Annotated in this window: 19 protein-coding genes; 14 read left to right on the forward strand and 5 right to left on the reverse strand. The window is 63.4% G+C overall.

The window, feature by feature from the left end; translation table 11 throughout:
• The first annotated feature begins 15 nt into the window (after positions 1–15).
• The 5 genes from OSH12_RS05460 to OSH12_RS05480 all read left to right on the forward strand — a co-directional run bounded on the left by OSH12_RS05460 (position 16) and on the right by OSH12_RS05480 (position 7,226).
• The gene (locus OSH12_RS05460) at positions 16–1,119 is read left to right on the forward strand and encodes an ABC transporter permease (protein ID WP_266342513.1); all 1,104 of its coding nucleotides are present in this window, start codon (positions 16–18) and stop codon (positions 1,117–1,119) included.
• Positions 1,112–1,942, forward strand: coding sequence for an ABC transporter permease (locus OSH12_RS05465; RefSeq protein WP_266342514.1), 831 nt, complete (start codon positions 1,112–1,114; stop codon positions 1,940–1,942). Before OSH12_RS05460 ends, OSH12_RS05465 begins: the two co-directional genes overlap by 8 nt.
• Positions 1,939–2,916 (forward strand): ABC transporter ATP-binding protein, encoded by a 978-nt coding sequence (locus OSH12_RS05470; protein ID WP_266342515.1) that lies wholly within the window; start codon positions 1,939–1,941, stop codon positions 2,914–2,916. Before OSH12_RS05465 ends, OSH12_RS05470 begins: the two co-directional genes overlap by 4 nt.
• The gene (locus tag OSH12_RS05475) at positions 2,903–3,676 is read left to right on the forward strand and encodes an ATP-binding cassette domain-containing protein (RefSeq protein WP_266342516.1); all 774 of its coding nucleotides are present in this window, start codon (positions 2,903–2,905) and stop codon (positions 3,674–3,676) included. The genes OSH12_RS05470 and OSH12_RS05475 overlap by 14 nt, the downstream gene beginning before the upstream one ends.
• 289 nt (positions 3,677–3,965) lie before the next feature.
• Positions 3,966–7,226, forward strand: coding sequence for an autotransporter outer membrane beta-barrel domain-containing protein (locus OSH12_RS05480; RefSeq protein WP_266342517.1), 3,261 nt, complete (start codon positions 3,966–3,968; stop codon positions 7,224–7,226).
• Positions 7,227–8,088: 862 nt separating this feature from the next.
• Here OSH12_RS05480 and OSH12_RS05485 read toward each other — a convergent pair.
• The 3 genes from OSH12_RS05485 to OSH12_RS05495 form a co-directional block, all read right to left on the reverse strand.
• On the reverse strand, positions 8,089–11,295 hold the full coding sequence (locus tag OSH12_RS05485; protein ID WP_266342518.1) for an efflux RND transporter permease subunit: 3,207 nt from the start codon (positions 11,293–11,295) through the stop codon (positions 8,089–8,091).
• Positions 11,296–11,414: 119 nt separating this feature from the next.
• Positions 11,415–12,605, reverse strand: coding sequence for an efflux RND transporter periplasmic adaptor subunit (locus OSH12_RS05490; protein ID WP_266342519.1), 1,191 nt, complete (start codon positions 12,603–12,605; stop codon positions 11,415–11,417).
• A 58-nt stretch (positions 12,606–12,663) separates the two neighbouring features.
• A complete protein-coding gene (locus OSH12_RS05495; RefSeq protein ID WP_266342520.1) occupies positions 12,664–13,488 on the reverse strand; it encodes an alpha/beta hydrolase fold domain-containing protein in 825 nt (274 codons plus the stop codon).
• A 129-nt stretch (positions 13,489–13,617) separates the two neighbouring features.
• Between OSH12_RS05495 and OSH12_RS05500 the strand changes: the two genes are divergently transcribed.
• Complete coding sequence (locus tag OSH12_RS05500) at positions 13,618–14,580, forward strand: LysR family transcriptional regulator (RefSeq protein ID WP_266342521.1); 963 nt, start codon at positions 13,618–13,620, stop codon at positions 14,578–14,580.
• A 144-nt stretch (positions 14,581–14,724) separates the two neighbouring features.
• Here the strand turns inward: OSH12_RS05500 and OSH12_RS05505 are convergent, their stop codons facing one another.
• Positions 14,725–15,798 (reverse strand): dipeptidase, encoded by a 1,074-nt coding sequence (locus tag OSH12_RS05505; RefSeq protein WP_266342522.1) that lies wholly within the window; start codon positions 15,796–15,798, stop codon positions 14,725–14,727.
• Between the two features lie 42 nt (positions 15,799–15,840).
• Complete coding sequence (locus OSH12_RS05510) at positions 15,841–16,851, reverse strand: nitroreductase family protein (RefSeq protein ID WP_266342523.1); 1,011 nt, start codon at positions 16,849–16,851, stop codon at positions 15,841–15,843.
• Between the two features lie 345 nt (positions 16,852–17,196).
• Between OSH12_RS05510 and OSH12_RS05515 the strand changes: the two genes are divergently transcribed.
• The 8 genes from OSH12_RS05515 (at position 17,197) to OSH12_RS05550 (ending at position 25,809) form a co-directional block, all read left to right on the forward strand.
• The gene (locus OSH12_RS05515) at positions 17,197–17,961 is read left to right on the forward strand and encodes an aspartate/glutamate racemase family protein (RefSeq protein ID WP_266342524.1); all 765 of its coding nucleotides are present in this window, start codon (positions 17,197–17,199) and stop codon (positions 17,959–17,961) included.
• 32 nt (positions 17,962–17,993) lie between these two features.
• Positions 17,994–18,911 carry an ABC transporter permease gene (locus OSH12_RS05520; RefSeq protein WP_266342525.1) on the forward strand — a complete coding sequence of 306 codons (918 nt, stop codon included), beginning with the start codon at positions 17,994–17,996 and terminating at the stop codon, positions 18,909–18,911.
• A complete protein-coding gene (locus OSH12_RS05525) occupies positions 18,908–19,714 on the forward strand; it encodes an ABC transporter permease (protein ID WP_266342526.1) in 807 nt (268 codons plus the stop codon). Before OSH12_RS05520 ends, OSH12_RS05525 begins: the two co-directional genes overlap by 4 nt.
• Positions 19,715–19,793: 79 nt before the next feature.
• A complete protein-coding gene (locus tag OSH12_RS05530; protein ID WP_266342527.1) occupies positions 19,794–20,918 on the forward strand; it encodes a twin-arginine translocation signal domain-containing protein in 1,125 nt (374 codons plus the stop codon).
• Positions 20,919–20,968: 50 nt separating this feature from the next.
• Entirely contained in the window at positions 20,969–22,036 is a 1,068-nt protein-coding gene (locus tag OSH12_RS05535; RefSeq protein ID WP_266342528.1) for an ABC transporter ATP-binding protein, read from the forward strand.
• Positions 22,037–22,078: 42 nt separating this feature from the next.
• Complete coding sequence (locus tag OSH12_RS05540) at positions 22,079–23,620, forward strand: hydantoinase/oxoprolinase family protein (RefSeq protein ID WP_266342529.1); 1,542 nt, start codon at positions 22,079–22,081, stop codon at positions 23,618–23,620.
• A gap of 7 nt (positions 23,621–23,627) precedes the next feature.
• The gene (locus tag OSH12_RS05545) at positions 23,628–24,716 is read left to right on the forward strand and encodes a DUF917 domain-containing protein (protein ID WP_266342530.1); all 1,089 of its coding nucleotides are present in this window, start codon (positions 23,628–23,630) and stop codon (positions 24,714–24,716) included.
• A gap of 1 nt (position 24,717) precedes the next feature.
• Positions 24,718–25,809, forward strand: a complete 1,092-nt coding sequence (locus OSH12_RS05550; protein WP_266342531.1) for a DUF917 domain-containing protein — start codon at positions 24,718–24,720, stop codon at positions 25,807–25,809.
• Positions 25,810–25,828 lie beyond the last annotated feature (19 nt).

The raw sequence follows: 25,828 nt of genomic DNA on the forward strand, positions 1-25,828 counted from the left end.
GTTTTGGATCAGCCCATGTCCACCACCAATACCGAAGCCGGAGACGCTCCGTCGCCGGCTTCCACCGAACTCATGGCACCGGCCGTCGGCGCGCCGCGCCGGCGCCGCGCTTTCTGGGGCCTCGTGGCGAAGCGGCTTGCCTTCATCCCGCTCGCCTTGTTCGCCGTGATCACCATCTCGTTCCTGCTGGTCAGCATCATGCCGGGCGACCCGGCGCTGGCGATCCTGGGCTCGACGGCGAATGAGCAGGAAGTGGCGACCGTCCGCAGCCAACTCGGCCTCGATCGCCCGCTGGCCGAGCGCTATGTGACCTATGTCGGTGGCGTCTTGCAGGGCGATTTCGGCCGCTCCTTCTTCACCGGCCAGCCGATCCGCGACGAGATCGTCAAATACCTGCCCGCCAGCATCGAACTGGTGGTCATGGCGATCCTGCTGGCGGCCCTTGTCGGCATTTCGATCGGCACGCTGGCCGGCTATTGCCGTGGCCGCGCCCCGGACAAGGCCGTCCGGGTCGTCATCGCCGGGCTGGAGGCGATACCCGGCTTCCTGGCCGGGCTGCTGCTGATCTTCGCCTTCTTCTACCTCTGGCGGCTGGTGCCGTCGCCAACGGGGCGGCTCGGCATCGTCAATATCTATCCGCCGACGGTAACGCACTTCCTGCTTATCGATCTCATCCTCGCCGGCGACTGGAACGGACTTCGCTCGACGTTGCATCGCTCGATGCTGCCGGTGCTGACGCTGGCGCTGGCGGCGATCCCGCTGTTTGCCAAGATCACGCGCACGACGGTCGGCGGGGCGATGGGCTCGAAGCAGATCCAGTATGCCCGAGCCTGCGGGCTGTCGGAATGGCGGGTGGTTCAATATGCGCTGCTTCAGGCGCGCACGCCGATCCTGACCTACACCGCGATGCTGTTCGGGGCGATGGTCGGCGGTTCGGCGATCATCGAGACGATCTTTTCGTGGCAGGGGCTCGGCCAGTGGGGCCTGAAGGCCATCGTCGCGCTCGATATCCCCGCCATCCAGGGCTTCGTCATCGTTACCGGCTTTTGCACGATGCTGGTTTATCTCGTGCTCGACCTGGTCGTCGCGGCACTCGACCCGAGGATCCAGCATGGCTAGCCTTCTCCTGTCCGCCGCCCCCATGCGTCGCCATGTCGGGCTGGTGGCCGGCGCGCTCTTTCTCGCAGCGTTGCTCCTGGCCAGCTGGTTCCTGCCGCTGCCCTACGATCCGATTCGCCCCGATGCGACCGCCACGCTGCAGCCGCCCTCGGCGCAGCATTGGTTCGGCACCGACAGCGTCGGCTTCGACGTGTTTTCCCGCACGATCGCGGCGGCGGGCCGTGACCTGCCGATTGCCTTCGGTGGCGCGCTGGCGGCGGCGCTGATCGGCGTTTTCCTCGGTCTTCTGGCGACGACCAAGGGACGCGGCAGTGCGCTGCTGATGCGTTCGCTCGACGCCTTCCAGGCGTTTCCGCTGCTCGTGCTGGCCATCGCCATCGTCACGCTGACCGGCAATCGGCTCGAGATGGTGATGTTTGCCATCATCATCATCGAGGCGCCGCGTTTTCTGCGGCTGGTCCGCGCCGAGGGTTTGGCGATCCGCGAGGCGCGCTTTATCGAGGCGGCCGAAGTGATCGGCGCCAAGCCATTGCGCGTGCTGCTGGTACATCTGCTTCCCAACGTTTCCGGCGTGATCGCCGTCCAGCTTTCGATCGCTACGGCCAGCTCGCTGATGGTGGTCGCTGCGCTCAGCTTTCTCGGCATCGGCGTTTCGCCACCGGATCCCAGCTGGGGGGCGATGATCCAGGCCGGCGCGCGGCAGATGACCGGTGGCCAGTGGTGGGTGGCGCTGTTCCCGGGCCTCGCGATCTTCCTGGTCGTGGTGTGCCTCAACCTCGTGGCCGATGCGCTGGATGTCATCCTGGAAAGGTCGTCCCGATGAGCCTGCATGTCCGCGACATCGAAACCCGCTTCAGGACGACCGCCGGTGAAGTCCATGCGGTCAACGGCGTCTCCTTCGACGTCGGCGATGGCGAACTGGTCGGCATTGTCGGCGAGAGCGGTTCGGGCAAGTCCGTCACCATCAACTCCATCCTCGGGCTGATCCGCACGTCCGGCACGATCACGAGCGGCACGGCGACGTTCGGCGGGCGCGATCTGATCGCAATGCGGTCCCGCGATCTGCGCAAGATTCGCGGCGCCGAAATCGGCTTCATCGCGCAAAATCCGTTCGGTGCGCTCAATCCGGTGCTGCGCCTGTCGCGCCAGTTCGAGAACGTCGTCCGGGCGCATCGCCGCCTCGACCGCAAGGAGATCCGCCGCCAGGCGCTGGCGATGCTAGGTCATGTCGGCATCCACCAGCCAGAGCGTGTTCTGGACGGCTATGCGCATGAGCTTTCCGGCGGCATGGCGCAGCGCGTGGTGATCGCGCTGGCGCTGATGCTCGACCCGACCCTTGTCGTCGCCGACGAGCCGACCACGGCGCTCGACGTCACGGTGCAGAAGCAGATCCTCGACCTGATCTCCACGCTCGTGCGCGAGCGGGAACGCTCGATGCTGATCATCACCCACGATCTCGGCGTCGTCGCCAATTACTGCGATCGGGTGGTGGTGATGTATTGCGGGCGCGTGATGGAAGACGGTCCCGTGCGGGAAGTGTTCCGGCGGCCCTATCACCCTTATGCGCTGGCGTTGTTGCGTTCGGTTCCCCGCGCCGGACAGGCCTTGCAGACGCTGGGCGGCAGGCTGCCGAAGCTCAATGCCCAGCCGGTCGGCTGTCTCTTCCGCGATCGCTGTCCCTACCGCATGGACGTTTGCGACCGGGTGACGCCGCCGCTTCGGGAGGTGTCGCCCGGCCGCAAGGTTTCGTGCCATCTGGATGTCGAGCAGGAGGTACCCACCCTTGTCGCTGGTTGAGGTCCGCCACGTCTCCTGCCTGTTCCATCGTCCCGACGGCTCGCTCCTGAAGGCGATCGACGATGTCAGCCTTGATGTGCCACGCGGCCGCACCGTCGCGGTGATCGGCGAAAGCGGCTCGGGCAAGTCCACGCTCGCGCGACTGATCCTCGGCATCTACAAGACCGCCGGCGGCAGTGTCCGGTTCGATGGCGTCGACATCGCGACCCTCGACAAGCAGGCCATGCGCAAGCTCCGTGCCCGGATCGGCGTGGTCTTCCAGGAGCCGTTTGAATCGCTCAATCCGAGGATGCGCATCGGCGCGATCATCGAGGAGCCGCTGGTCGTGCACCAGAAGACGCTGTCGCGCGAGGCGCGGCGGGCCAAGGTGGCGGACATGCTGCGTGAGGTCGACCTCGATCCGATCCTCGCCGACCGCTACCCGGGCGCCCTCAGCGGCGGGCAGCAGCAGCGCATTGGCATCGCCCGTGCGCTGATCGGCGAACCGAGCCTTGTCGTGCTCGACGAGCCGACATCCTCGCTCGATCTCTCTGTGCGAGCGCAGGTGCTCGTCCTGCTTGCCAGGCTGCAAAAGGCGCGTGGCCTTACCTACCTGATGATCACGCACGACCTCGCCAGCGTCGAGTATTTCGCCGATGAGGTTCTGGTCATGTATCGGGGCCGGATCGTCGAGCGTGGCCCGACTGCCGAGGTGCTCGGCCAGCCAAAGGAGGCGTATACGCAGCGCCTGCTTTCTGCGCGGTTGTCGGTCGAAGTATAAGGCGTCACCGGCAAACGACCACTCATACGATTGCCCGGCCTCCAGTTCGGATGGGTCCTGCACCCATCGGCCGAGTTTCCGGCTCACATAGATGTCGCTATCTGGCTCGGCTGAGAAGTCGTGGATCTCGATTTGCACAATCACGAGTATCTGCCCGTCCTGACCCAAAACAACTCTGGCGCGTGCTCGCTCCGGCCCATATATTTGCAACCTGGGGTATGGAATCGGGTTAAGAATGCATATGCTTGCGAAGCTGCGCCGGGGCGGCAGGATCCGTTTGGCTAAAAACATGTCGGTGCGCGGCCGGCTTCTCATGCTGGCGACGATCACCGGAATTACACCGGTCGCGGCGGCCGACATCACCATCACCGGTTCGCAGACCTATGATCCCTTGACCATGGCGGGGCAGGGGCTGATCGTCGATGGCGCCGCGGCCGAACTGTCGATCGGCGCCGGCGACACGGTCACGTCGCTGGTTGACCTGCGCAATGGCGGCACGGTCGACAATGCCGGCGCGATCGTGCGGACCGGCGCTTCCGATCGTGGTGTCGTTGGCGGAATCGGCACGGTCATCAACCGCGACGGTGGCCAGATCACATCCAGCGACGAAACCGGCGTACTGCTCTTTGAAGGCGGCTCGGTCGACAATGGCGGCGAGGGCAGCCTGATCCGAGGCGGCTTGCGCGGTGTCAGCATCCAGGGTGGCGAAGACGCCATCGGCATCATCAACAACCACGATGGCGCGGTCATCGAGAGCACGGGCGAGATCGGCGTTTATATCAACGCGAATGTGACCCTGACCAATGGTGTGGGCAGCACCATCAGGGGCGGAGGCTCGGGCATCCGCGCGTTTGGCGAGCTGACGGTCGATAACAAGGGCATGATCGAAGGCCTGGACGGCGACGGCATCAGTCTCGGCGACGGCACGGTCACCAATTCCGGCAGCGGGGCGCTGATCCGCGCCGTCGATACCGGCGTCTTCGTGGATGGCGAGGGCTGGGTGATCAACGAGGACGGCGCCGCGATCGACGCCGAAAACGATGGCGTCGTGATGAATTGGGGCGGCGACGTCACCAATCGCGGCGGCGCTACCATCGATTCCGGCAATGTCGGCGTCACCATCGCCGATTTCGGCACGCTCACCAATTCCGGCGCGGGAACGCGCATCACCGCGACCGGCGGCGATGCGGGCGTCCTCATGATCAACTACGACGTCGACATCGACGAAGCGCATATCCTGATCAACGAGGATGGCGCCAGCATTGCCGGCGGCCGTGCCGGCGTGGAGTTCACCGTCGATGCCGGCGGCAGCGTGTCGAATACGGGTGGCGCCACCATCTCCGGCGAAAAATACGGCATTCATGCCAATGGCGACCGGGTCACGGTCACGAATTCCGGCGAAGGCAGCCGGATCGAGTCGACCGACGCCAGCTATGACTCCCGCTTCACGATCTTCCTGGCCGGTGGCGGCGAGGTCATCAACACCGACGGCGCAAAGATCGTTGGCGCGTCGAGCGAGAACGGCATCGGCGTCTACTTCTTCGATCCGAACTACGATGCCGACGTCGTGCCGACGCTCACGGGCAGCGTCGTCAACGGGGTCGGGTCGAGCATCACGGGCTCGGCGACCGCCATCCATTCGCTGATCAATACTTCGCTCGATAATGCCGGGCTGCTGGACGGAAGGGTCTGGCTGCTCGATACGGCCGTCAACGACGTGACGCTCCACACAGGAAGCAGCATCACCGGCGAACTCTTAATCGGCCACAATGCGCTGTCGTCGCTCACCCTGACCGGCGCCGGCGAGCAGCTTTATTCGGAAGCGGTGAATGGCCCGACCTCGTTCGCGGCCAATCTCGTCAAGAAGGGCACCGGCACCTGGCTGCTCGACCGGGATCTCGAATCGACCACCGTCAGTGTCGACGAAGGCACCCTCATCGTCGGCGTCGACGAGGTGGGTTCGCTTAAGGGAACTGTCAGCGTCGCTTCCGGCGCAACGGTCGGAGGCTCCGGCCTCATTCACGGCAACCTCGTGAATGACGGCGTCGTCACTCCCGGCAACAGCCCCGGCGTTCTCACGGTAAAGGGCGACTACCTGCAGAAGGCCGATGCGGTCCTCAAGATCGAGCTCGATCCGCTGAACGCGCTGTCCGACCGGCTCGACGTCGTCGCCGACAACGGCCTCCACGGCACCGCCACCCTCAACGCCGGCGCGGTTCTCGACGTCACCAGCCTGTCGAGCGCCTACATGCTCGGAACCCGCTACACCGTTCTCTCCACCGAAAACGGGCTTTTTGGGGAGAATTCGGATCCGGCCGAATTCGTGCTGACCGGCGACCTGACGCCGTCCGCTTTCCTCACGCTTGAGGACGAATACGACGCGTACAATGCCTATATCGCCGTCCGGCAGTCCCAGACCCTGGAAAGCGCGGCGATCGGCGGCAACCAAGGTGCGGTAGCCACGGCGCTCGACGCACTGGCCGAAGCCGACCCGCTGCGCAACCTGGCGCTGAACGCGCCGGATGCCGCCTTCGCCCAGGCGATGTTCGACGGCCTTTCCGGCGAGATCCATTCCGATATCAAGGGCGCGCTCGTCGAAGACAGCCGCTTCGTGCGCGACGCGGCCAACCGCCGTATCCGCTCCGCCTTCGACGGCATCGCCAGGGCCTCCTCGGCGACCGCAAGCTATGACGCAAATGGCCTGCATGCCGCGCCGGCAAATTCCGATGGCATTGTGCTCTGGGGCGAAGCGCTGGCGATGACGGCTGATGCCGACGGCGCCGGTTCTCTCGCCGATTTCGACCGTACCAGCGCTGGCTTCGTCGCCGGCGTCGATGCCCCGGTCGGTGATTGGCGCGTCGGCTTCCTCGGCGGCTACAGCCATGCGAGCTACCATGTCGACGACCGCGCCTCTTCTGGCTCGAGCGACACGTACGATCTCGGCGTCTATGCCGGCACCCAGTTTGGCGCGCTCGGCTTCCGCACCGGCGCCATCTATGCCTGGCACAACATCGACACGCATCGCGGCGTGGTTTTCCCTGATTTCGCCGAGCCGCTTTCGGCCGATTACAACGCCGCCACGGCGCAGGTGTTCGGCGAACTGGGCTATCGCTTCGATTGGGCCCGCAGTTCGATCGAGCCCTTCGTCAACCTCGCCTATGTCCATCTGAACACGGACGGCTTCACGGAGACCGGTGGCGCGCTGGCCGCGCTTGCCAGCGAGAAGACGACGACCGAAAACACCTTCTCGACCTTTGGCGCGCGCGCCGCGACGGCGTTCGAGCTTGGCAGCAGCAAGGCCGCCCTGCACGGCATGCTGGGCTGGCAGCACGCCTATGACGACGTGACGCCGATCTCTGCCTTCGCTTTCGGCGGTGGTTCTTCGTTCGACATCGCCGGCGTGCCGATCGCCCGCGATGCACTGGCGGTCGAGGCTGGCCTCGATTTCTGGCTAACCCCGAACGCAACCCTGGGTTCGTCCTATTCCGGCCAGATCGCCAGCGATGCGCAGGCGCATGCCGTCAAGGTCCGGTTCGATCTGAAGCTCTAGCGTCCGGGCAGGCCAGGCTCGGAGGATGATGGGGCCGATGCGTAGTCGCCCTTGCTCAACGTCTTGAGCAGGGTGGAACCTTTGAATCGTCCCTCCCTCTACCACCTCGTGACGGTGAGGAAGGTTGCGGGTTCTGAAGCCATTTGCTTCGAGTTTCTACTTCAGGTTGACGAAATGACTGAGGGGGTTAAGCTTTGAAGCGCGGCCATCAGATGAACCCCTAAGTCCACTGAAGCTCGCAGCCCGCCGGCTCCCTGCCAGGAGTCGGCGGGCACCGCCAATTTGGCATGGGCGTGTCTTGCTCTCCGAAAGTAGTAGGTTGATCAACTTAAAGATGCGTAGACGCAACGTCCGTGTCGGACTTAACTTGATTTGCGGTCGGCGAGACGGGAACCCGCTTCATCGATTGCCGGCCTGCCGGCCGCTGTCATAACAGGGCCGGCGGGCCCCCATCATAGGGCGCTCTTCTCGCCTCGGAACCATCTGCATTTGAGCGAGTTGACCGCCGCAGCATGCAATTGAGCATGCCGGTTTGGTCCATCGTCAGGCTGGCAGTTCGCGGAGTGGGTGTTGCTCCTGCGAACCGCCTGCTCCAATTCCCTGGGCTGCCCTGGCTCGTGTTGACAGGCGACCGGCCGGCTTTCGAGAGTAAACGTGAATAGCTGCCGTGCTGCGTTGCGACGCACTTGGAGAATCTGGACGAGGATGCCGGAGCATCGAGCGGGGTTGCGCTCCATGCTCCGGGCCTCAGGCCTGAGCCTAGCCTTCATCCGCCGTCACCTCGATCGCCCCTTACCAATCAAGCACATGGCGAGACACGGCGAACGACCTCGATGGCCATCTCCAAGTTACTTCCAGCGCGTCATGCCTTGGCACTTGTGGAAGTAATGATATGCGCCTCTCCGGCTTCGGAGATGGCAATCTTGTGCTGGACGAGTGGGCGATTGCCCGCCACGCGGCGCATCAGGACATAGAACACCGGCGTCATGAAGATACCGAAGAACGTCACTCCGATCATGCCGGAGAATACGGCGACACCCATGGCCGAGCGCATTTCCGCACCGGCGCCGACGGACACAACCAAGGGAACAACACCCATGATAAAGGCCATCGACGTCATCAGGATCGGCCGCAGGCGCTGGCGGCTCGCCTCGATTGCCGCTTGAACCGGGCTTCGGCCTTCGAATTCCAGTTCGCGAGCGAACTCGACGATCAGAATTGCATTCTTTGCCGATAGACCGACCAGGACCATGAGGCCGATCTGGGTGAAGATGTTGTTGTCTCCACCCGTGAGCCAGACACCCGTCAGGGCGGCCAGCACGCCCATCGGCACGATCAGAATGATGGCAACCGGCAAGGTCAGGCTCTCATATTGGGCTGCCAGCACCAGATAGACCAGCAGCAGGGCGAGAGCGAAGACGATAAAGCTCGAATTGCCGGCGATGATTTGCTGATACGTTAGGTCCGTCCACTCGAAATCGATGCCCGGCGGCAAGGTCTCGCCGGCGATCTTTTCAATCGCGGCTTCTGCTTGGCCCGACGAAAATCCGGGCGCCGGTCCGCCATTGATATCAGCGGCGAGAAAGCCATTGTAGCGCGTGGTCCTTTCCGGGCCATTCGCACTTTCCACCTTGAGCAACGCGGCCAAGGGAATCATCTCCCCCGATTGCGAGCGCACCTGGAGCCGGCCGATATCTTCGGGTGTTGCCCGAAATGCTGCATCGGCCTGAACCCGGACGCTATAGGTCCTGCCGAACGCGTTGAAATCATTGACGTACAGAGACCCCAGATAGATCTGCAAGGCGTCAAAGACGTCCGTGACCGCGACGCCGAGCTGCTGGGCTTTCGGACGATCGATGTCGGCGAAGAGCTGTGGAACGTTGATCTGGAAGCTGGAGAACAAGCCAGCCAGTTCCGCTGTTTGGCGGGCTTTGGCAAGGAAGTCCTTGGTGGCGTTGTCGAGCGCCTGATAGCCAAGACCAGCCCGATCTTCGATCTGCAGCTTGAAGCCGCCTGTCGAACCAAGTCCGTTGACTGGCGGCGGCGGGAACATGGCGATAAAGGCGTCCTGGATGCCTGCAAATTTCCCGTTCAGCTGCATCGCGATGGCGCCGCTCGACAACTCCGGCGACTTGCGCTTTTCGAAATCATCAAGGACCGCGAAGACGATGCCGGAGTTGGAGCCGATCGTGAAACCGTTGATCGACAAGCCCGGGAAAGCGATCGCATGCGCGACCCCCGGCTGTTCCAGCGCGATGGCGCTCATCCGCTTGATGACACCCTCGGTGCGATCAAGCGAGGCGCCGTCCGGCAGCTGCGCGAAACCGATCAGATATTGCTTGTCCTGCGCCGGGACGAACCCGCCGGGAACGCTGTTGAATACCAGATACGTCGCGCCGCCGAGGGCCAGATAGATGACCATGACGATGCCTTTGCGCGACATGAGGCCGCCGACGCCTTTGCCGTAGCTATCGGACGCGGACCTGAACATCCGGTTGAAACCGCGGAAGAACCAGCCAAACGCAAAATCCATTGCGCGGGTGAGGCGGTCTTTGGGTGCGTGATGGTCCTTGAGCAGGAGGGCCGCCAATGCGGGCGACAGCGTGAGCGAGTTGATGGCCGAAATGACGGTCGAGATCGCAATCGTCAGGGCGAACTGTCGGTAGAACTGGCCCGAGAGTCCGCTGATGAACGCCAGTGGAACGAAGACGGCCACCAGCACCAGTGCGATGGCGACGATCGGCCCAGACACTTCTCGCATGGCGCGATAGGTCGCCTCTCGGGGACTGAGCCCCATCTCGATGTTTCGCTCGACATTCTCCACCACGACAATGGCATCATCGACGACGATGCCGATGGCCAACACCAAGCCGAACAACGTAAGCGCGTTGATAGAGAAGCCGAAGGCATACATCACGGCAAAGGTGCCGATGATCGACACGGGAACCGCGATCAACGGAATGATCGACGCGCGCCATGACTGCAAGAATATGATGACGACGAGAACGACGAGCGCGACTGCCTCGAGCAGCGTATCAATGACCTTCTCGATGGAGGCGCGCACGAACTTGGTCGTGTCATATACGATCTCGTACTTGACGCCCTCGGGCATGGCGAGTTGCAGCTCGTCCATGGTGGAATAGATCTGGTCGGCAATCTCGATCGCATTCGAACCGGGTGCCTGCAGCACGGCAACGGCCACCGCCGGCTGGCCATCGAGCAACGAGCGCAGCGTATAGTCGGCCGCGCCCATTTCAACACGCGCAACATCCTTCAGCCGGGTGATCTCACCGTTCGAGCCGGTCTTGACGATGATTTCGCCAAACTCCTCGGGAGTGCCCAGTCGGCCACGGGCATTTACGTTCAACTGCAAATCCGCGGTGGAAGGCGCAGGCGAAGCGCCGATAATGCCCGCTGCCGCCTGAACGTTCTGCTGGCGGATGGCATTCGTGATGTCGCTCGCGGCAAGGCTGTGTTGTGCCGCCTTCTCTGGATCGACCCAGACGCGCATGGCGTAATCACCAGCGCCGAAAATCTGCACCTGGCCGACCCCCTCAATGCGAGCCAATCGATCCTTTATGTTCAAGGTCGCATAGTTTCGCAGATAGGTGATGTCGTACCGATCCGTGTCCGAGACCAGGTTCACCACCATGATGAAATCGGGCGAACTCTTGATGGTCGTGACGCCAAGAGCGCGCACCTCGGCAGGCAAGCGGGGCTCTGCCTGCGAGACGCGATTCTGCACCAGTTGCTGCGCCTTGTCAGGATCCGTGCCGAGCTTGAAGGTTACCGTGAGTGTCAGAACGCCATCGGACGTGGCCTGGCTGTTCATGTACAGCATGTCCTGGACGCCGTTTATTTGCTCCTCAAGTGGCGTTGCTACGGTCTCGGCGATCACAACAGGATTTGCGCCTGGATAGGTCGCGCGCACAACGATCGAAGGGGGAACGACCTCCGGATATTCTGAGATCGGCAGGGACCTCATGCCGATGAGGCCTGCGACGACAATGAGGACAGACAGCACACCGGCAAACACGGGACGATCGATGAAAAATCGCGATATATTCATTTCCAAGTCCTACTCTGGGACGAAATTTGCATGAATCGTCCTAGTCCCCGGATCGCTCCGCAGGCTGATTAGAAACATTTCATGATCCCGCGGAGCTTAGAGGCCCTCCGCAACGGCCTCTATTTCAGTACAGCGACAGCTTCATCGACCTGCGGGGCTACAAGTGCGCCGGGGCGAACTCTTTGCAGACCGTTGACGACCACTCGGTCACCTGCTGCAAGCCCGCTTTCGACGATCCGTTCACCATCCGCATTGCCGCCGAGTTGGACGGGGCGGTAGATCACCTTGTTGTCCGCACCAATGACGAAGACGAACTTCTTGTCCTGATCGGTGCCGATTGCCCGTTCGCTGACGAGGATCCTCTTTTCGGCCTTCGGTTCGCCGATGCGAATCCGAACAAACTGGCCGGGGATCAGCTTGCCGCCTGGGTTGTCGAATACAGCGCGGACCCCGATTGTGCCGCTCGCGGCATCGACCTGGTTGCCGATAAACTGCAGTTTGCCGTTGATCGACGACCGACTATCCGTTGGCGATCCAATCTCGACGGGTATCTCTTCGATTGGCGAATTGGTGGCGTCGGATGCTGGAAGCTTGGCGAGGATCTGGGCCGCGACTTCCTCGGCTACGTCGAAGCTCGCATAAATCGGATCAATCGAAACGAGCGTCGTGAGGGTGGGGGAGGCGGATCCGGCGGCGACCAGATTGCCGGCGGTGATCTCAACCTTGCCGATGCGACCGGTCACCGGCGCATACAGCTTGGTATAGTCCAGTTCCAGCTGCGCGGACTGCAACACAGCCTGCGCCGTTTTCTGAGCTGCCTGCGCTTCTGCAACGGCATTCTGCCGCTGGTCGAGGGTGCTCTGCGATATCACCTGGTTCTGCGACAGTCGTCGACCACGGTCCAATTCGATTTCGGCAAGATTCAATTTGGCGCGAGCCGACGCCATCTGGCCTTCGGCCTGCGCGACGGCAGCCTGATAGGGAGCGGGATCGACTGTGAAGAGCAGGTCGCCCGCATTCACCAGCGAGCCTTCGCGGAAATCCACGGATTGGATTGCGCCCGCGACGCGCGAGCGTATTTGGATACGGTTGACGGCTTCAAGGCGGCCCGAAAATTCCTGCCAGTTGTTCACGTCACGAGTCTTTATGATGGTGACGGTAACGGGCACTGCGGGGGCTTCCACCGCCCCATCCGACGCCGATGCCTTTGTGCTCAGGGGCAGATCCAGAAAGACGGCGGCGGTAAAAACGGACGCAGCCAGTCCCAGGCCGGTGCCCGCAAGGGCCCAGAGTTTGATCGTCGATGTCATTGTTTTCTTCCTTACGGCCTTTGGATGCCGGATATGGTCAATGGGTCTTCAGGCCAAATCACCTGGTGCTGAGTTCGCGGGTGAAACTCAAAAAATGGCGACCTGCCGCATCTTGCCAGGACGATGCTTCGCCGGCGTTGCCACCATAAATGGACGGCCAACCGGTCCCGGCAGGAAGGGTGTGTTGTTGAACTCGGACCCCTGCATTGGTCAGGTGCTTGGCGTAGCCTCTGGCTTCATCAAGCAGGGGATCGTCGTCTGACGACAGCACGAGCGCCGGTGCGACGTCACGAAGGCGCGAACAGAGGGAGGGGGCGGCATATGGATGACAAATCCCACCGCTCAGGTAATGGACCCACCCATTCTCCCAGTGTTGACGCATTCCAACATCGTCGGAGTTGCGAAACGAGGGCGATCCCATGAAGGGATCAAGCAAGGGCGAAGCGAGCACCTGACCATCCAGCTCGCTGGCGAAATGATCGCGTGCCTTCAGGGCGACCGCCGCCGCGATATTGGCTCCGGACTCCTCACCGCCGACAATCAGGAGCGACTTTCGGTCGCCAAATCCCACGCACTTGCGTGCAAGAGTGGAGAAAATCGAAAAGCCGACTTCCAGTGGCTTGGGGAAGACGCCGCCGAGTGGTGCGTTGTAGTCCGGCACCACGACAATGGCGCCGGTGGCGGCAAAGCACCGGGCGACGGGGCACTCTTCGAGACCCGTGCGCATGAAAGCGCCGCCATGAAAATACAGAAGAACGGGCGCGCACCTGGCGAGTTCAGCGCTCTGATAGATGTGCGCGGAAACACGGCCTCCCGCCACCTGTTCCAGTTCCACCTGTCTCACATCGACGGTTGTCACGTTTGTCGCCCTGGCGGTTGGCATTGCGGGATTCGCTGCACCGATCATTTCGCCAAGCTAGTATTATTCGCGCTCTTGAATAAGATGGCATAGCCTAGCTACACTGTTCGAGATCTCGAACAATGACTCCAAATCGAAGGCGCAAACTCCCAGATGGATCAGTTGTCGGCCATGCGCGCCTTCGTCCGCGTCGTCGAGACGGGCAATTTCACCAAGGCTTCCGAGGTGCTCGGTCTGTCGAAAGCGTCGATGACCAATCTCGTCCAGAATCTCGAGGCGCACCTGCAGACGAAGCTGCTCAATCGAACGACGCGGCGGGTAATGGTCACCACCGACGGCGCCCTCTACTATGAACGGGCCTTGCGAATTATCGCTGAAGTTGACGAACTCGACAGCAGCCTTTCTCAATCCCAATCGACCCCGAGCGGACGCTTGCGGGTGGAGATGGCGGGCGTCTTCGCTGACTATATCGTCATTCCCGCTCTCGATGATTTCCACCGGGAATTCCCGGATATCCATATCGACCTGGGTGTCGGCGACCGGACGGTCGACTATCTCGCCGAAAATGTCGATATCGCGTTGCGGGGTGGACAGCCCGCGGACCAGTCCCTCATCGCGCGACGCGTCGGCCATGTCGACATGATATTCTGCGCCTCGACGCGTTACGTGGAAAAGCTAGGCATGCCGAAGCACCCCTCGCAGTTCGAGGACAATCATCAATGCGTCAGCTACTTCATGCAGCCCAGCAATCGGAGCATGCCTTTCGTCTTCGAAAGGGCGGATGAACAGGTCGAGATCAACCCGCGTTATGTCGTATCCGTCAATGACGCACGCAGTTACATGACCGCGGTTCTTTCCGGTCTTGGCGCGGGCATGCTGCCTTGTTTCATGGTCGCTGACGACCTTGCCAGCGGACGTCTCGTTTCGGTTCTGCCGGATTGGCGCATTGAGGCGATCCCGCTCTATGTCGTCTATCCGCCGAACCGGCATCTGAGCAACAAAGTAAGGGTCTTCGTCGAGTGGCTTGTAAGGCTGATTGCGGAAATGGGGCTAAACGCCAAACATCCGCTGGCCTCGTCCACGGCGGTCGGTGAGCGAGCCAACAGACGGGAGTGACCCACGGCAAAGGGCGGGGCACCCTCAGGATTTCCTCGCCTGGAGGAGATGGCGTGAGCACGCCATCTGACGGAACGTCCTTCCGCTATTTGTCCGAGCAGGACCCTCGGTGAGGTATACGCTGACAGCGTCTTGGAGCGACCGCTATCCGCGCGGCGACCAGGTCCGGTCGAGCACGTCGAGCCAGTTTTCCGACGCGATGCGGCGGATTAGTTCGTCGCCATAGCCATGCGCCTGCATCGCCTCGATCAGGCGCGGCAGCAGCGACACGTCGGCGATTCCCTCCGGCACCACGGCGCCGTCATAGTCCGAGCCGAGCGCGACGCCGTTTTCGCCGAGCCGTTCCAGCATGGCGTCGAGATGCCGGATCATCACGTCGAGGCCGGTGGCGGCGTCCATGTGGCCGTCAGGCCGCAGGAATGCGGTGGCGTAGTTGAGGCCGACCACGCCGCCGCTGGCGCGGATCGCCTCGAACTGCGCGTCGGTCAGGTTGCGCGAGACGGGGCAGATCGCGTGGACGTTGGAGTGGGTCGCGACCAGCGGTGCATTGCTGGTCTTGGCGACCTCCCAGAAGCCCTTTTCGTTCAGATGCGAGAGATCGATCAGGATGCCGAGCCGGTTGCAGGCGCGGACCAGGTCAAAGCCGCGATCCGTCAGGCCGGGGCCGGTATCGGGCGTGCCGGGGAAGCGCATGGGAACGCCGTGGCCGAAGATGTTGGGCCGGCTCCAGACCGGGCCGATCGAGCGCAGGCCGGCGGCGTGGAGAATGTCGAGCATGACGAGATCGCCGTCGATCGCCTCGGCGCCCTCGATATGCAGCACGGTCGCGAGCGCGCCGCGTGCCATAGCGGCGCGGATTTCAGGAACGCTGCGACAGACGGCGACGGCGCCTTCCGAGGCGCGCTCGATGCGGAACAGGATCGAGGCCATCGCCAGCGTCGAGGCCTGGCCGTCCGAGAGTTCCAGCGCATCGGGCAACGCCAGGTCGTAGCTTTCACCCTGCATCAGCTCCATGAAATCGGCCATGGACGGCGAGGGCGGGAAGATAGCGAACAGGCCGCCGGCGAAGCCGCCTTCGCGGGCGCGCGGCAGGTCGAGATGGCCGCCGGCGCCGCCGGTCAGGAAGGACTGGATCGCGGCAGCATCGCCGCCATCGTTGAACAGGCGCAGCAGGACGTCATTGTGCCCGTCGAAGACGGGGATCGGGGCAGTCGTCATGAAAGGGCTTTCCGGTGGGCGGGCGGCGGGGAGGGCGATATTTCAGGCGCGCAGGGCGGGATCGAGGCGCAGGATCTCGTCCAGCGGCTTCCTCTGCGAGCGGGGAACCTTGAAGTTTTCGGGCATGTGGCCGAAGCCGATCATGGTGATGACCAGCTCGTTGTCGGGAATGCCGACATGGGCGCGCATGGCGGCGTCGACATCCTTGGTCTCGCTCCAGTTCAGCATGCAGGCGCCGAGCCCTTCGGCATGCAGCCCGAGCGCCAGCGTCATGGCGAACATGCCGCCATCGATCCAACCCTGGTAGCGTTCGCCGACAGAGCCCCAGTGGCGGATGTCGGTGGTGACGATCAGGATGCCGCCCAGTTGCTCGCCAAAACCGCGATTGCCGGACTGGAAGCCGAGCACGCTGGTGATCGCCTTGCGGTCGGTGAAGGCATAGACGCGGCAGGTCTGGCGGTTGCAGCTCGACGGCGATTGTTGCGCGGCGCGCACCGCCTGCTCGATCCGCTGGGGATCGACCGGTCGGTCGGCATATTGGCGGACGCTGTGGCGCGCTTCCATGAAGCCCAAAAAGTCCATCGAGGCGCGTTGGCGGATGCCTTCGGCGGTGACGTCCTCCGTGCCGCCGAGCAGTTCCACCCGCGCCGAGACGAGCGCCTGCGTCAGCGTCTCGACGGCGGCGGGCACCTCGCCGATATCGGCGGAGGCCGCGCGGTTGAACTCGACATAGGCGCCGAGCGCCTTGATCGCGATCTCGGTGCTGGCGTCGATGCCGTAGTCGGCGACGTAGGTTTGGGTTTCGCTCACCAGCTTGCGGATCTTCTCCAGCCCGAAGGCGGGGCGCGGATTGGCCAGTGACAGGCCGTGCTCCACCGTGTGGGCGAGCAGGTGGATATGCGCCTTGCGGCTTTCGCGGCTCTTGGGTCCGTGCAGGAAGGACTCTCGCGAATAGCGGCGATAGTCATAGAGGAAGTTGCGGACCAGCCAGAGGGTCTGTCTTGCACGCTCGACACGCATGACAAGCGGGTTGGTCACCGATAGCCAACTCATTCACGGCCTCGTCTTGAAACGGGAATAGGATAGGTGCAACCACCGGGGATTGCCGCATTGCGGTGAGGTTCGGTCGTGAGGCCGCCCCTGTCAAACCAGACGGCGCCTGCGAAAACGGCGGTCGGGACCCCACTGGGTCGGGCGAAAAGCCCGTCGAACCGATCAAAAACGCAGCAAAATCAGCAAATCCGATGATCTGAAACTATCCCTATGGGTAGGTCTCCGGAGTAAAGTTGCGTAAACCTACCCTCCTAATCACTTGTCGGCCTATCTCTCTTCAGCCTTGGACCTTGGCCCTGTTCGATGCGAGCCTTTCGGCAACGCAGCAGGAACAGTGAGACCGTCATGAGCGATCTGATCGACGTCCGGGTGTTGTCCCCCATCACGACCAAGGGCTTTCGCAAGCCTTCCGACCTGTCCGCCCTGGGTTATGCAGGCCTGACCGTCAGCCATAGCCAGATCGATATCGGACCCGGCTCAATCGAGAGCGAGTTCGAGATCGCCATGTCGGTTCCCGGCACCATCGAGAAGGCGATCGAGGCCGAACGGGAAGGCGCGAATGCGATCATCATCGATTGCATGGGCGATCCCGGTCTGCGGGCGGTGCGCGAGGTCGTCTCAATCCCGGTCCTGGGTCCGGCCGAGACGGCGATGCATGTTGCCGCCATGCTCGGACATCGCTTTAGCGTGGTGACCGTGCTGCGCCGCCTGCGCGCGCAGTTCGAGAACGAGGCCGCCGTCTATGGCCTCTCCACAAAGATGGCATCCGTGCGCCATGTCGACATTCCGGTGCTGGAGCTGGAGGACGATCTCGTCAACACCCGCGCCCGCCTTGTCGAGCAGGCCGTCATCGCCGTCGAGCAGGACGGCGCCGACGCGATCATCTTCGGCTGCACCGGCCTGATGGGCTGTGCCGCCGCTGTCCGCGAAGGCCTGCTGGCCAAGGGCATCGACATTCCCGTCGTCGATCCGATCCCGACGGCGGTGTCGGTGGCCGCGGCGCTCGCCCGCGTCGGCCTCAGCCAGAGCAAGCTCACCTATCCGATGCCGCCGAAGAAGGAACTCATCGGCTACGGCTTCACGCTCCCGACCGCGATCGCGGCCGAGTGAACCCCAAGGGCGAGGCGAAGGAGACAGCATCGATGGCATTGGCCGAAGGGCGAACAACGACACGGATCCGCAAGCACGGATCGATTGCCGAGGCGCTCGGTGGCTTCCGGCTCTGGTGGCTCGTCCTCCCGGCCTTCCTGTTCTTCCTGGTCTTCTTCATCGCGCCGGTGATGTCACTGTTCGCGCTCGCCTTCGACAAGCCCGTTGCCGGCGTCGTCTCCTTTGCCGGCAACCTGACGCTCGACAATTTCGCCCGCATCTTCACGCGGCCGCTCTATTACCTGGCGATCGTGCGCTCTGTCGGCATCGCCGCGGTCGTCGCGGTGATCGCCCTGGCGATCGGCTATCCGCTCGCCTACGTCATCGCCAAGACCGAGCATCCCGGCCGCAATACGCTGCTGATGATCCTCGTGCTCTCGTCGATGCAGCTCGACACCGTCATCCGCATGTATGGCCTGATGGTGCTGATGGGCGACCAGGGCCTGATCAACGGCGCGCTGATGTCGATCGGCCTGATCGAGAAGCCGCTGCCGCTGATGTACAACACCTTCGGCGTCGTCGTCGGCCTCGTGCAGATCGCCTTGCCCTTCATGATCCTGTCGCTGATCGGCATCATCAAGGCGATCCATCCCTCGCTGGAGGAGGCGGCCCGCAGCCTTGGCGCTACCCGCGCCGAAGCCTTCTGGCGGGTCACGCTGCCGCTCTCCATGCCGGGCATCCTGGCCGGTTCGCTGCTCGTCTTCGCGCTGTCAGTCTCGTCCTATGTCGTCCCGGCGCTGATGGGCGGCTGGAAGGTCATGGTCCTGCCGATCCACATCTACCAGCAGATCGCCGAGACCGGCCGCTGGCAGTTCGGCTCCGCCGTCGCCGTGGTGCTGTTCGCCACCAGCCTGATGGCGGTCTTCATCTATCACAAGGCCGCGGTGCGCTCGGCCGGAGGACGGACATGATGCGCGAAGAATCCGCAATCCCGCTCGTCTTCAAGGTGATCGCAGGCTTCGCGCTGGTCGTCCTGCTGTTGCCGCTGGTAATCGTCGTGCTGGCCGGGCTGAACGCCGGCGACTACCTCACCTTCCCGCCGCAGGGCCTGTCGCTGCGCTGGGTGAAGTCGTTCCTGTCGTCGCCGGTCTTCCTGTCGGCCTATTTCTACAGCTTCCTGCTGGCGCTCTGTGCGACGCTGATCTCGACGGTCGTCGGCACGCTGGCGGCGCTCTACCTGGCCCGCTCGTCGAGCAAGACATCCGGCGCCATGCGCGGCTTCTTCATGCTGCCGATCGTGCTGCCCGGCGTCGTCCTCGGCCTGGCGCTCTACGTGTTCTTCACCACCACCGATATCGGACTTGCCCGCACCTTCCCGGGCCTGCTGATCTGCCATGTGCTGGTGACGTGCCCGTTCGTGATCGCCACGGTCACCGCTTCGCTGGTCGGCTTCGACATCTCGCTGGAAGAAGCAGCGCGCAGCCTCGGCGCATCGCCCTGGACCGCTTTCCGCAAGATCACGCTGCGGATCATCGCGCCGGGCATCTCGGCCGGTTGCATCTTCGCCTTCATCGTCTCCTTCGGCCAGTTCGAGACGACCCTGTTCCTGGCGGTTCCCAACCACGAGCCGCTGCCGATGGCGATGTACATTTCGCTTCGCTACAAGTTCGAGCCCACGGCGGCTGCGGCCGGCATCTTCGCCATAGCCCTTGTCGTGATCTCCACCATCGTCACATCCCGCCTTGTCAGTCTGCGGAGGGTCTTCAAGGCCTGACGCACGGCCGCGCTTCCACGCAGGTGTCTACGTCCCGCCCAAAGAGGTTGGGGCCAGTAAAACAACAAAGGGGAATGCAATGAAGTCTACTTCCAAGGGAATTCTATCGACCCGACGCGGCTTCCTGAAGGGTTCGGCCGCCGGCGCGCTCGCGCTCGGTACGGGCGTCAACCTGTTCAACATCAACCATGCCTGGTCGCAGGACGTCACCTATGACGGCGCCGTCTTCGACGGCGGCGGTGCGACGCTGCGCATCGCCGAATGGGGCGGCTTCTGGCAGGAGATCATGCGCAAGGAACTGCTCGACCAGTTCGAGAAGGACTTCAACTGCAAGATCGCCTACGAAAGCTCATTCCCCTGGTTCCCGAAATTCGTCGCCGGTGGCCCGCAGAAGCCGCCCTTCGCGCTGGTGAACTGGAACTATGGCGAGATGTTCAAGACGGCGTCTGCCGGCGACTTCTTCACGCCGCTTGACGAAGTCGTCGCCAACCTGCCGAACGCGAAGCTGATCTGGCCGTTCGCGACCGAGAACGGCGTCGGCGTGACGTGGAGCTACTCGCGTTACTGCTACGCCTACCGCACCGACCTGGTCGATCCGAAGCCGGCCAATTTCAAGTCGTTCTGGGAAGAGAAGTTCGCCGGCAAGCGCGGCGCCTACATCACCTCGAACGGCTTGCAGATGGACTTCTTCATCGCGGCCTGCAAGCTGTTCGGCAAGGATCAGTATGACCTCGAGGCTGGCTACGAGGCCATGCGCAAGGCCATGCCGATGAAGATCTCGGACTTTACCGGCAACATGCAGACCCTGCTGGAGCGCGGCGAAGTCGAACTGGCCGTGCAGCACGACGCCGAGGTCTATCAGCAGATGGACAAGGGCATCAAAGTCGCGCCGATGCTCTGGGAAGAGGTCAAGCCGATCCTTACCCAGACCAAGACCGTCAGCCGTTACATCGAGCCGATGGAGAAGAAGCTCGCTTACGCGCTTCTCAACCGCACGCTCGAGACCAAGCTTCAGTCGGTCATGGGCTCGACCTTCTACCAGCGCCCGGTCAACAAGGACGTGGTCATCACCGAGAACCTTGCTTCGAAGGGCGTGACCAATACGGCCGATTCCGTCGCCGGTTACTGGACGCCGGACTGGAAGAGCTACAACGAGAACGAAGAGGACATCGTCGAGACGGTCAACGGCATCTTCGCCGGCTGACCCCTCAGCATCCGCCACGAACGATCCCGGGAACGGAAGCCTCGATACCCATGTCCGATATCCGCCTTGTGAACTTGTCCAAGACCTATGGCGAAGGCAACGCCGTCTCCGAGATCAATCTCAAGATCGGGGAGGGGGAGTTCTTCTCCCTCCTCGGCCCCTCCGGTTGCGGCAAGTCGACGACGCTCCGCATGATCGCGGGTTTCATCAAGCCGTCCGCCGGCCAGATCCTGATCGGCTCCGACGACGTGACCGCGCTGCCGCCGGAAAAACGCGACATCGGCATCGTGTTCCAGAACTACGCGATCTTCCCGCACATGAATGTCGCGGAGAACATCGCCTTCGGCCTGAAGCTCAGGAAGCGCAACAAGAACGAGATCACCTGGCGCGTCACCGAGGCGCTGAAGCAGGTCGGCCTCGCCGGCTATGGCGAACGCTACCAGCGCCAGCTTTCCGGCGGTGAACAGCAGCGCGTGGCGCTGGCCCGCGTGCTGGTGACCGAGCCGCGCATCCTGCTGCTCGACGAGCCGCTCTCGGCCCTCGACAAGGGGCTGCGCGAGGAAATGAAGTTCTGGATCAAGGATCTGCAGAAGAACCTCGGCATCACCACTGTCTACGTCACCCACGACCAGGACGAGGCGCTGACCATGTCCGACCGGATCGGCGTGATGTCGAAGTCGAAGATCGTGCAGATCGGGACGCCGCAGGAAATCTATGAAAGGCCGAAAACGCTGTTCGTGACCAGCTTCATCGGTCATTCGAACATGCTCGACGTCACCATCCTCGGCCAGGATGCTAACGGCGTCACCGTCGATCTCAACGGCCAGGAACTGAAGACCCGCGCCTCGTCCTCCGTCACTCCCGGTGGCGCCGCCAAGCTGGTGTTGCGTCCGGAAAATGTCCTCATCGGCGCCGCGCTCGGCGACGGCGATTCCCGGCTCAGCGCCACGGTGCTGAGTGAAACCTACCAGGGCCCGATCGTCCGCTACCGGCTCAAGGTCGGCGAGCAGGAGATCGTGGCCGAACGCCAGAACCAGGCGCATGTCGAGCGCTTCTCCCCCGGCACGGTCGTGACGATCGGCTGGGATCCCGAATGGTCAGAGGCGCTCGTCGCCTAATTCCACTCCGCACATAAAAACCATCCAATCGAGGTTCGATTCATGCGTATCGGCATTGACGTCGGCGGCACCAACACGGATGCCGCCCTGATGGACGGCATGACCGTCCTGGGCGCCTGCAAGACTCCGACGACGTCGGACGTGAGCTCGGGCATCTCCAAGGTGCTGCGCGACGTGCTCAGCCTGACGGGCGTCGCCGTTTCCGAGATCAAGGCGGTGATGATCGGCACCACGCATTTCACCAATGCCGTGGTCGAGCGCAAGCGCCTGCTCGAAGTCGCCGCCATCCGCCTCGGATTGCCGGCGACTAAGGGCCTGCCGCCGATGACGGACTGGCCGAACGACCTCGCCACCACGCTCGGCCGCCACACCTTCATGGTGCGCGGCGGGCACGAATTCGACGGCCGCGAGATCTCGCCGCTCGACGAAAAGGAAATCCTGCGCATTGCCGGTGAGATCAAGGCGCGCGGCCTGAAGACGGCGTCGATCACCTCCGTCTTCTCGCCCGTCACCCCGATCATGGAGCAGCGCGCGGCCGAAATCCTGCACAACGAAGTGCCGGACCTGTCGATCTCGCTGTCGCATGAAGTCGGCCGCGTCGGCTTCCTGGAGCGCGAAAACGCCACGATCATGAACGCCTGCCTGGCCGATCTCTCGACCAAGGTGGTGAGTTCGTTCCGCCAGGCGCTGAAGGATCTCTCGATCGAGGCGCCCTTCTTCATCAGCCAGAACGACGGCACGCTGATGACGCCCGACTATGTCGCGCGCTATCCCGTTCTCACCTTCGCCTCCGGCCCGACCAATTCGATGCGCGGCGCGGCGCTGCTCGCCGGCGAGAAGGAAGCCATGGTCGTCGATATCGGCGGCACGACATCGGATGTCGGCATGCTGATGCAGGGCTTTCCGCGCGAATCCGCGGTTGCGGTCGACATTGGCGGCGTGCGCACCAATTTCCGCATGCCGGACGTGCTGGCGATCGGCCTTGGCGGCGGCTCGATCATCCGCGACGACGGCCTGCGCATCGGCCCGGACTCGGTCGGCTACGAGATCACCTCGAAGGCGCTCGTCTTCGGCGGCGACACGCTGACAACCACCGATATCGTCGTGGCAGCCGGCCTTGAGGATATCGGCGATCGCTCCCGCGTCGCCCATATCCCGGCCTCGACCATTAACAACGCTCTCGACACCATGCACCGCATGGTCGATGAGGCCGTCGATCGCATGAAGACCAGCGCCGATCCGCTGCCCGTCATCCTCGTCGGCGGTGGCTCGATCCTCGTCTCGCGCGACCTGCCCTCGGCCTCGCGCGTCATCCGCCCGGAAAACGCCTCGGTCGCCAATGCCATCGGCGCGGCGATCGCCCAGGTCGGCGGCGAGATCGACCGCATCTTCTCGCTCGAAGGCACCTCCCGTGACGTCGTGCTGGCCGGCGCCAAGGCCGAGGCCACGGAACGCGCGACCAAGGCCGGCGCCGATCCGGCCAGCGTCAAGATCGTCGACATCGAAGAAGTCCCGCTCGCCTACCTGCCCGGAAGCGCTACGCGCATCCGCGTCAAGGCGGTCGGCGACCTCGTGATGGATTGATCCAGCCATGAAGCTCAACTCCGAAGACCTGCGCGATCTCGCAGTCGGCGCCGCCTTTCTTGGAACAGGCGGCGGCGGCAACCCGTATGTCGGCCGGCTGATGGCGCAACGTTGCCTGGATGAGGGACTGACGATCGACCTTATCGATCCGAGCGAGGTCCCCGACGAGGCACTGGTGATCCCGACCGCGATGATGGGCGCCCCGACCGTGCTCATCGAGAAGCTGCCGAGCGGCGAGGAGGCGATCCATTCGCTGAAGGCGCTCGAAAAGCACCTTGGCCGGAAGGCCTACGCCACCATGCCGATTGAGATCGGCGGCATCAACTCGACGATCCCGCTCGTCGTCGGCGCCCGGCTCGGCATCCCGATCGTCGATGCCGACGGCATGGGCCGGGCGTTTCCGGAACTGCAGATGGAGACGTTCGGCGTCTACGGGATCTCGGGCAGCCCGATGTTCGTCACCGACGAGCGCAACGACTCGACCCTGATCCAGGCCGTCGACAACAAGTCGATGGAGTGGCTGTCGCGTGGGGTCGCGATCCGCATGGGCGGCTGCGCCTATATCGCCGAATATGCGATGTCGGGCGCGGATGTGAAGCGCACCGCGGTTCCCAACACGATGACGCTCGCCATGCGCATCGGCCGCTGCCTGCGCGAGGCGAAGTCGAACCACCAGAGCCCGTTCGAGGCGCTGCTCGAGCTGATGCCGAAGACGCTCTACAACCATGCCCGCATCATCTTCAGCGGCAAGATGGTCGATGTCGAGCGCGAGACCCGCAACGGCTTTTCCATCGGCCGGGCGCGGATCGACGGCCTGTCGCCCTGGCGCGGCACGATGAAGATCGAGATCCAGAACGAAAACCTGATTGCGACGGTCGACGGCGTCGTCAAGGCGATCGTGCCGGATCTGATCTGCATCATGGACAGCGAAAGCGCCGAGCCGATCACAACCGAGCAGTTGCGCTACGGCCAGCGGGTCACCGTCGTCGCCGTCGCCGTTCCCCAAATCATGCGCACGCCGGAAGCGCTCGACGTCTTCGGCCCGCGCTGCTTCGGCCTCGATCACCCCTTCACTCCAATCGAGACAATGGCCTGAGATGATCACTCACATCACGCTCGACGATCTGGAAGACCTGGCGCTCGGCGCCGCCGTGCTCGGCACGGGGGGCGGTGGCGATCCCTATATCGGCAAACTGTTCGCCCGCGCGGCAATCGAGGAACACGGGCCGGTGCGGCTGCTGTCGCTGGAGGAAGTACCGGACGCGGTCCGCGTTCTCACCTGCGGCGCCATGGGCGCACCGACCATCCTGATCGAGAAGATCGCCAGCGGCGACGAGATGGGCCTCGCCTTCGATACCTATGAGGCCCACACCGGCACCAAGGTCGAGGCGGTGATGCCGTTCGAGGCGGGCGGCATCAACTCGACCATCCCGGTGATGATCGCCGCCAAGCGCGGCTTGCCGCTGGTTGACGCCGACGGCATGGGCCGCGCCTTCCCGCAGCTGGAGATGGAGACCTTCAACGTCTATGGCGTCCCGGCTTCGCCGGTGGCGATCGCCGACGAACAGGGCAATACCGGCATCATCCAGACGGACACGGCGGCCAAGGCCGAGTGGATCGCCCGCGGCATCACAATCCGCATGGGCGGGCAGGCCTATATCGCCAATTACGGCATGGATGGCGAGACCGCCCGACGCGTCTCGGTTCCCGGCACCGTCTCGCTGGCGATCGGCATCGGCCGCACGCTGCGCGAGGCGCGCGAGAACCACAAGGACATGATCCAGGCGTTGATCGATTTCTTCGCCACCACGCATTACGAGGAGGCGCGCATCGTCGGCTCCGGCAAGATCACCGACGTCCAGCGCCGGATGGAGAATGGCTGGTCAGTCGGCATCGCGACGATCGAGCCGTTCGGCGGCGGCACGCCGATGCAGATCCGCATCCAGAACGAGAACCTCGTCGTGGAACAGGGCGAGGACGTGCTGGCGGTCGTGCCCGACCTGATCTGCCTGCTCGACGTCGATACGGCCGAACCAATCCTGACCGAGCGGCTGCGCTACGGCCAGCGGGTCAACATCCTCGCGGTCCGCGTGCCGCCGATCATGCGCACGCCCGAGGCGCTCGCCGTCTTCGGCCCGAAGGCGTTCGGCCTCAAGCACGAGTACCGTGGCCTGGGCCTCGACGCTTGAAGCTCTGGTGAAATCGAGA

This window comes from Kaistia terrae, assembly GCF_026344005.1.
Classification (GTDB): domain Bacteria; phylum Pseudomonadota; class Alphaproteobacteria; order Rhizobiales; family Kaistiaceae; genus Kaistia; species Kaistia terrae.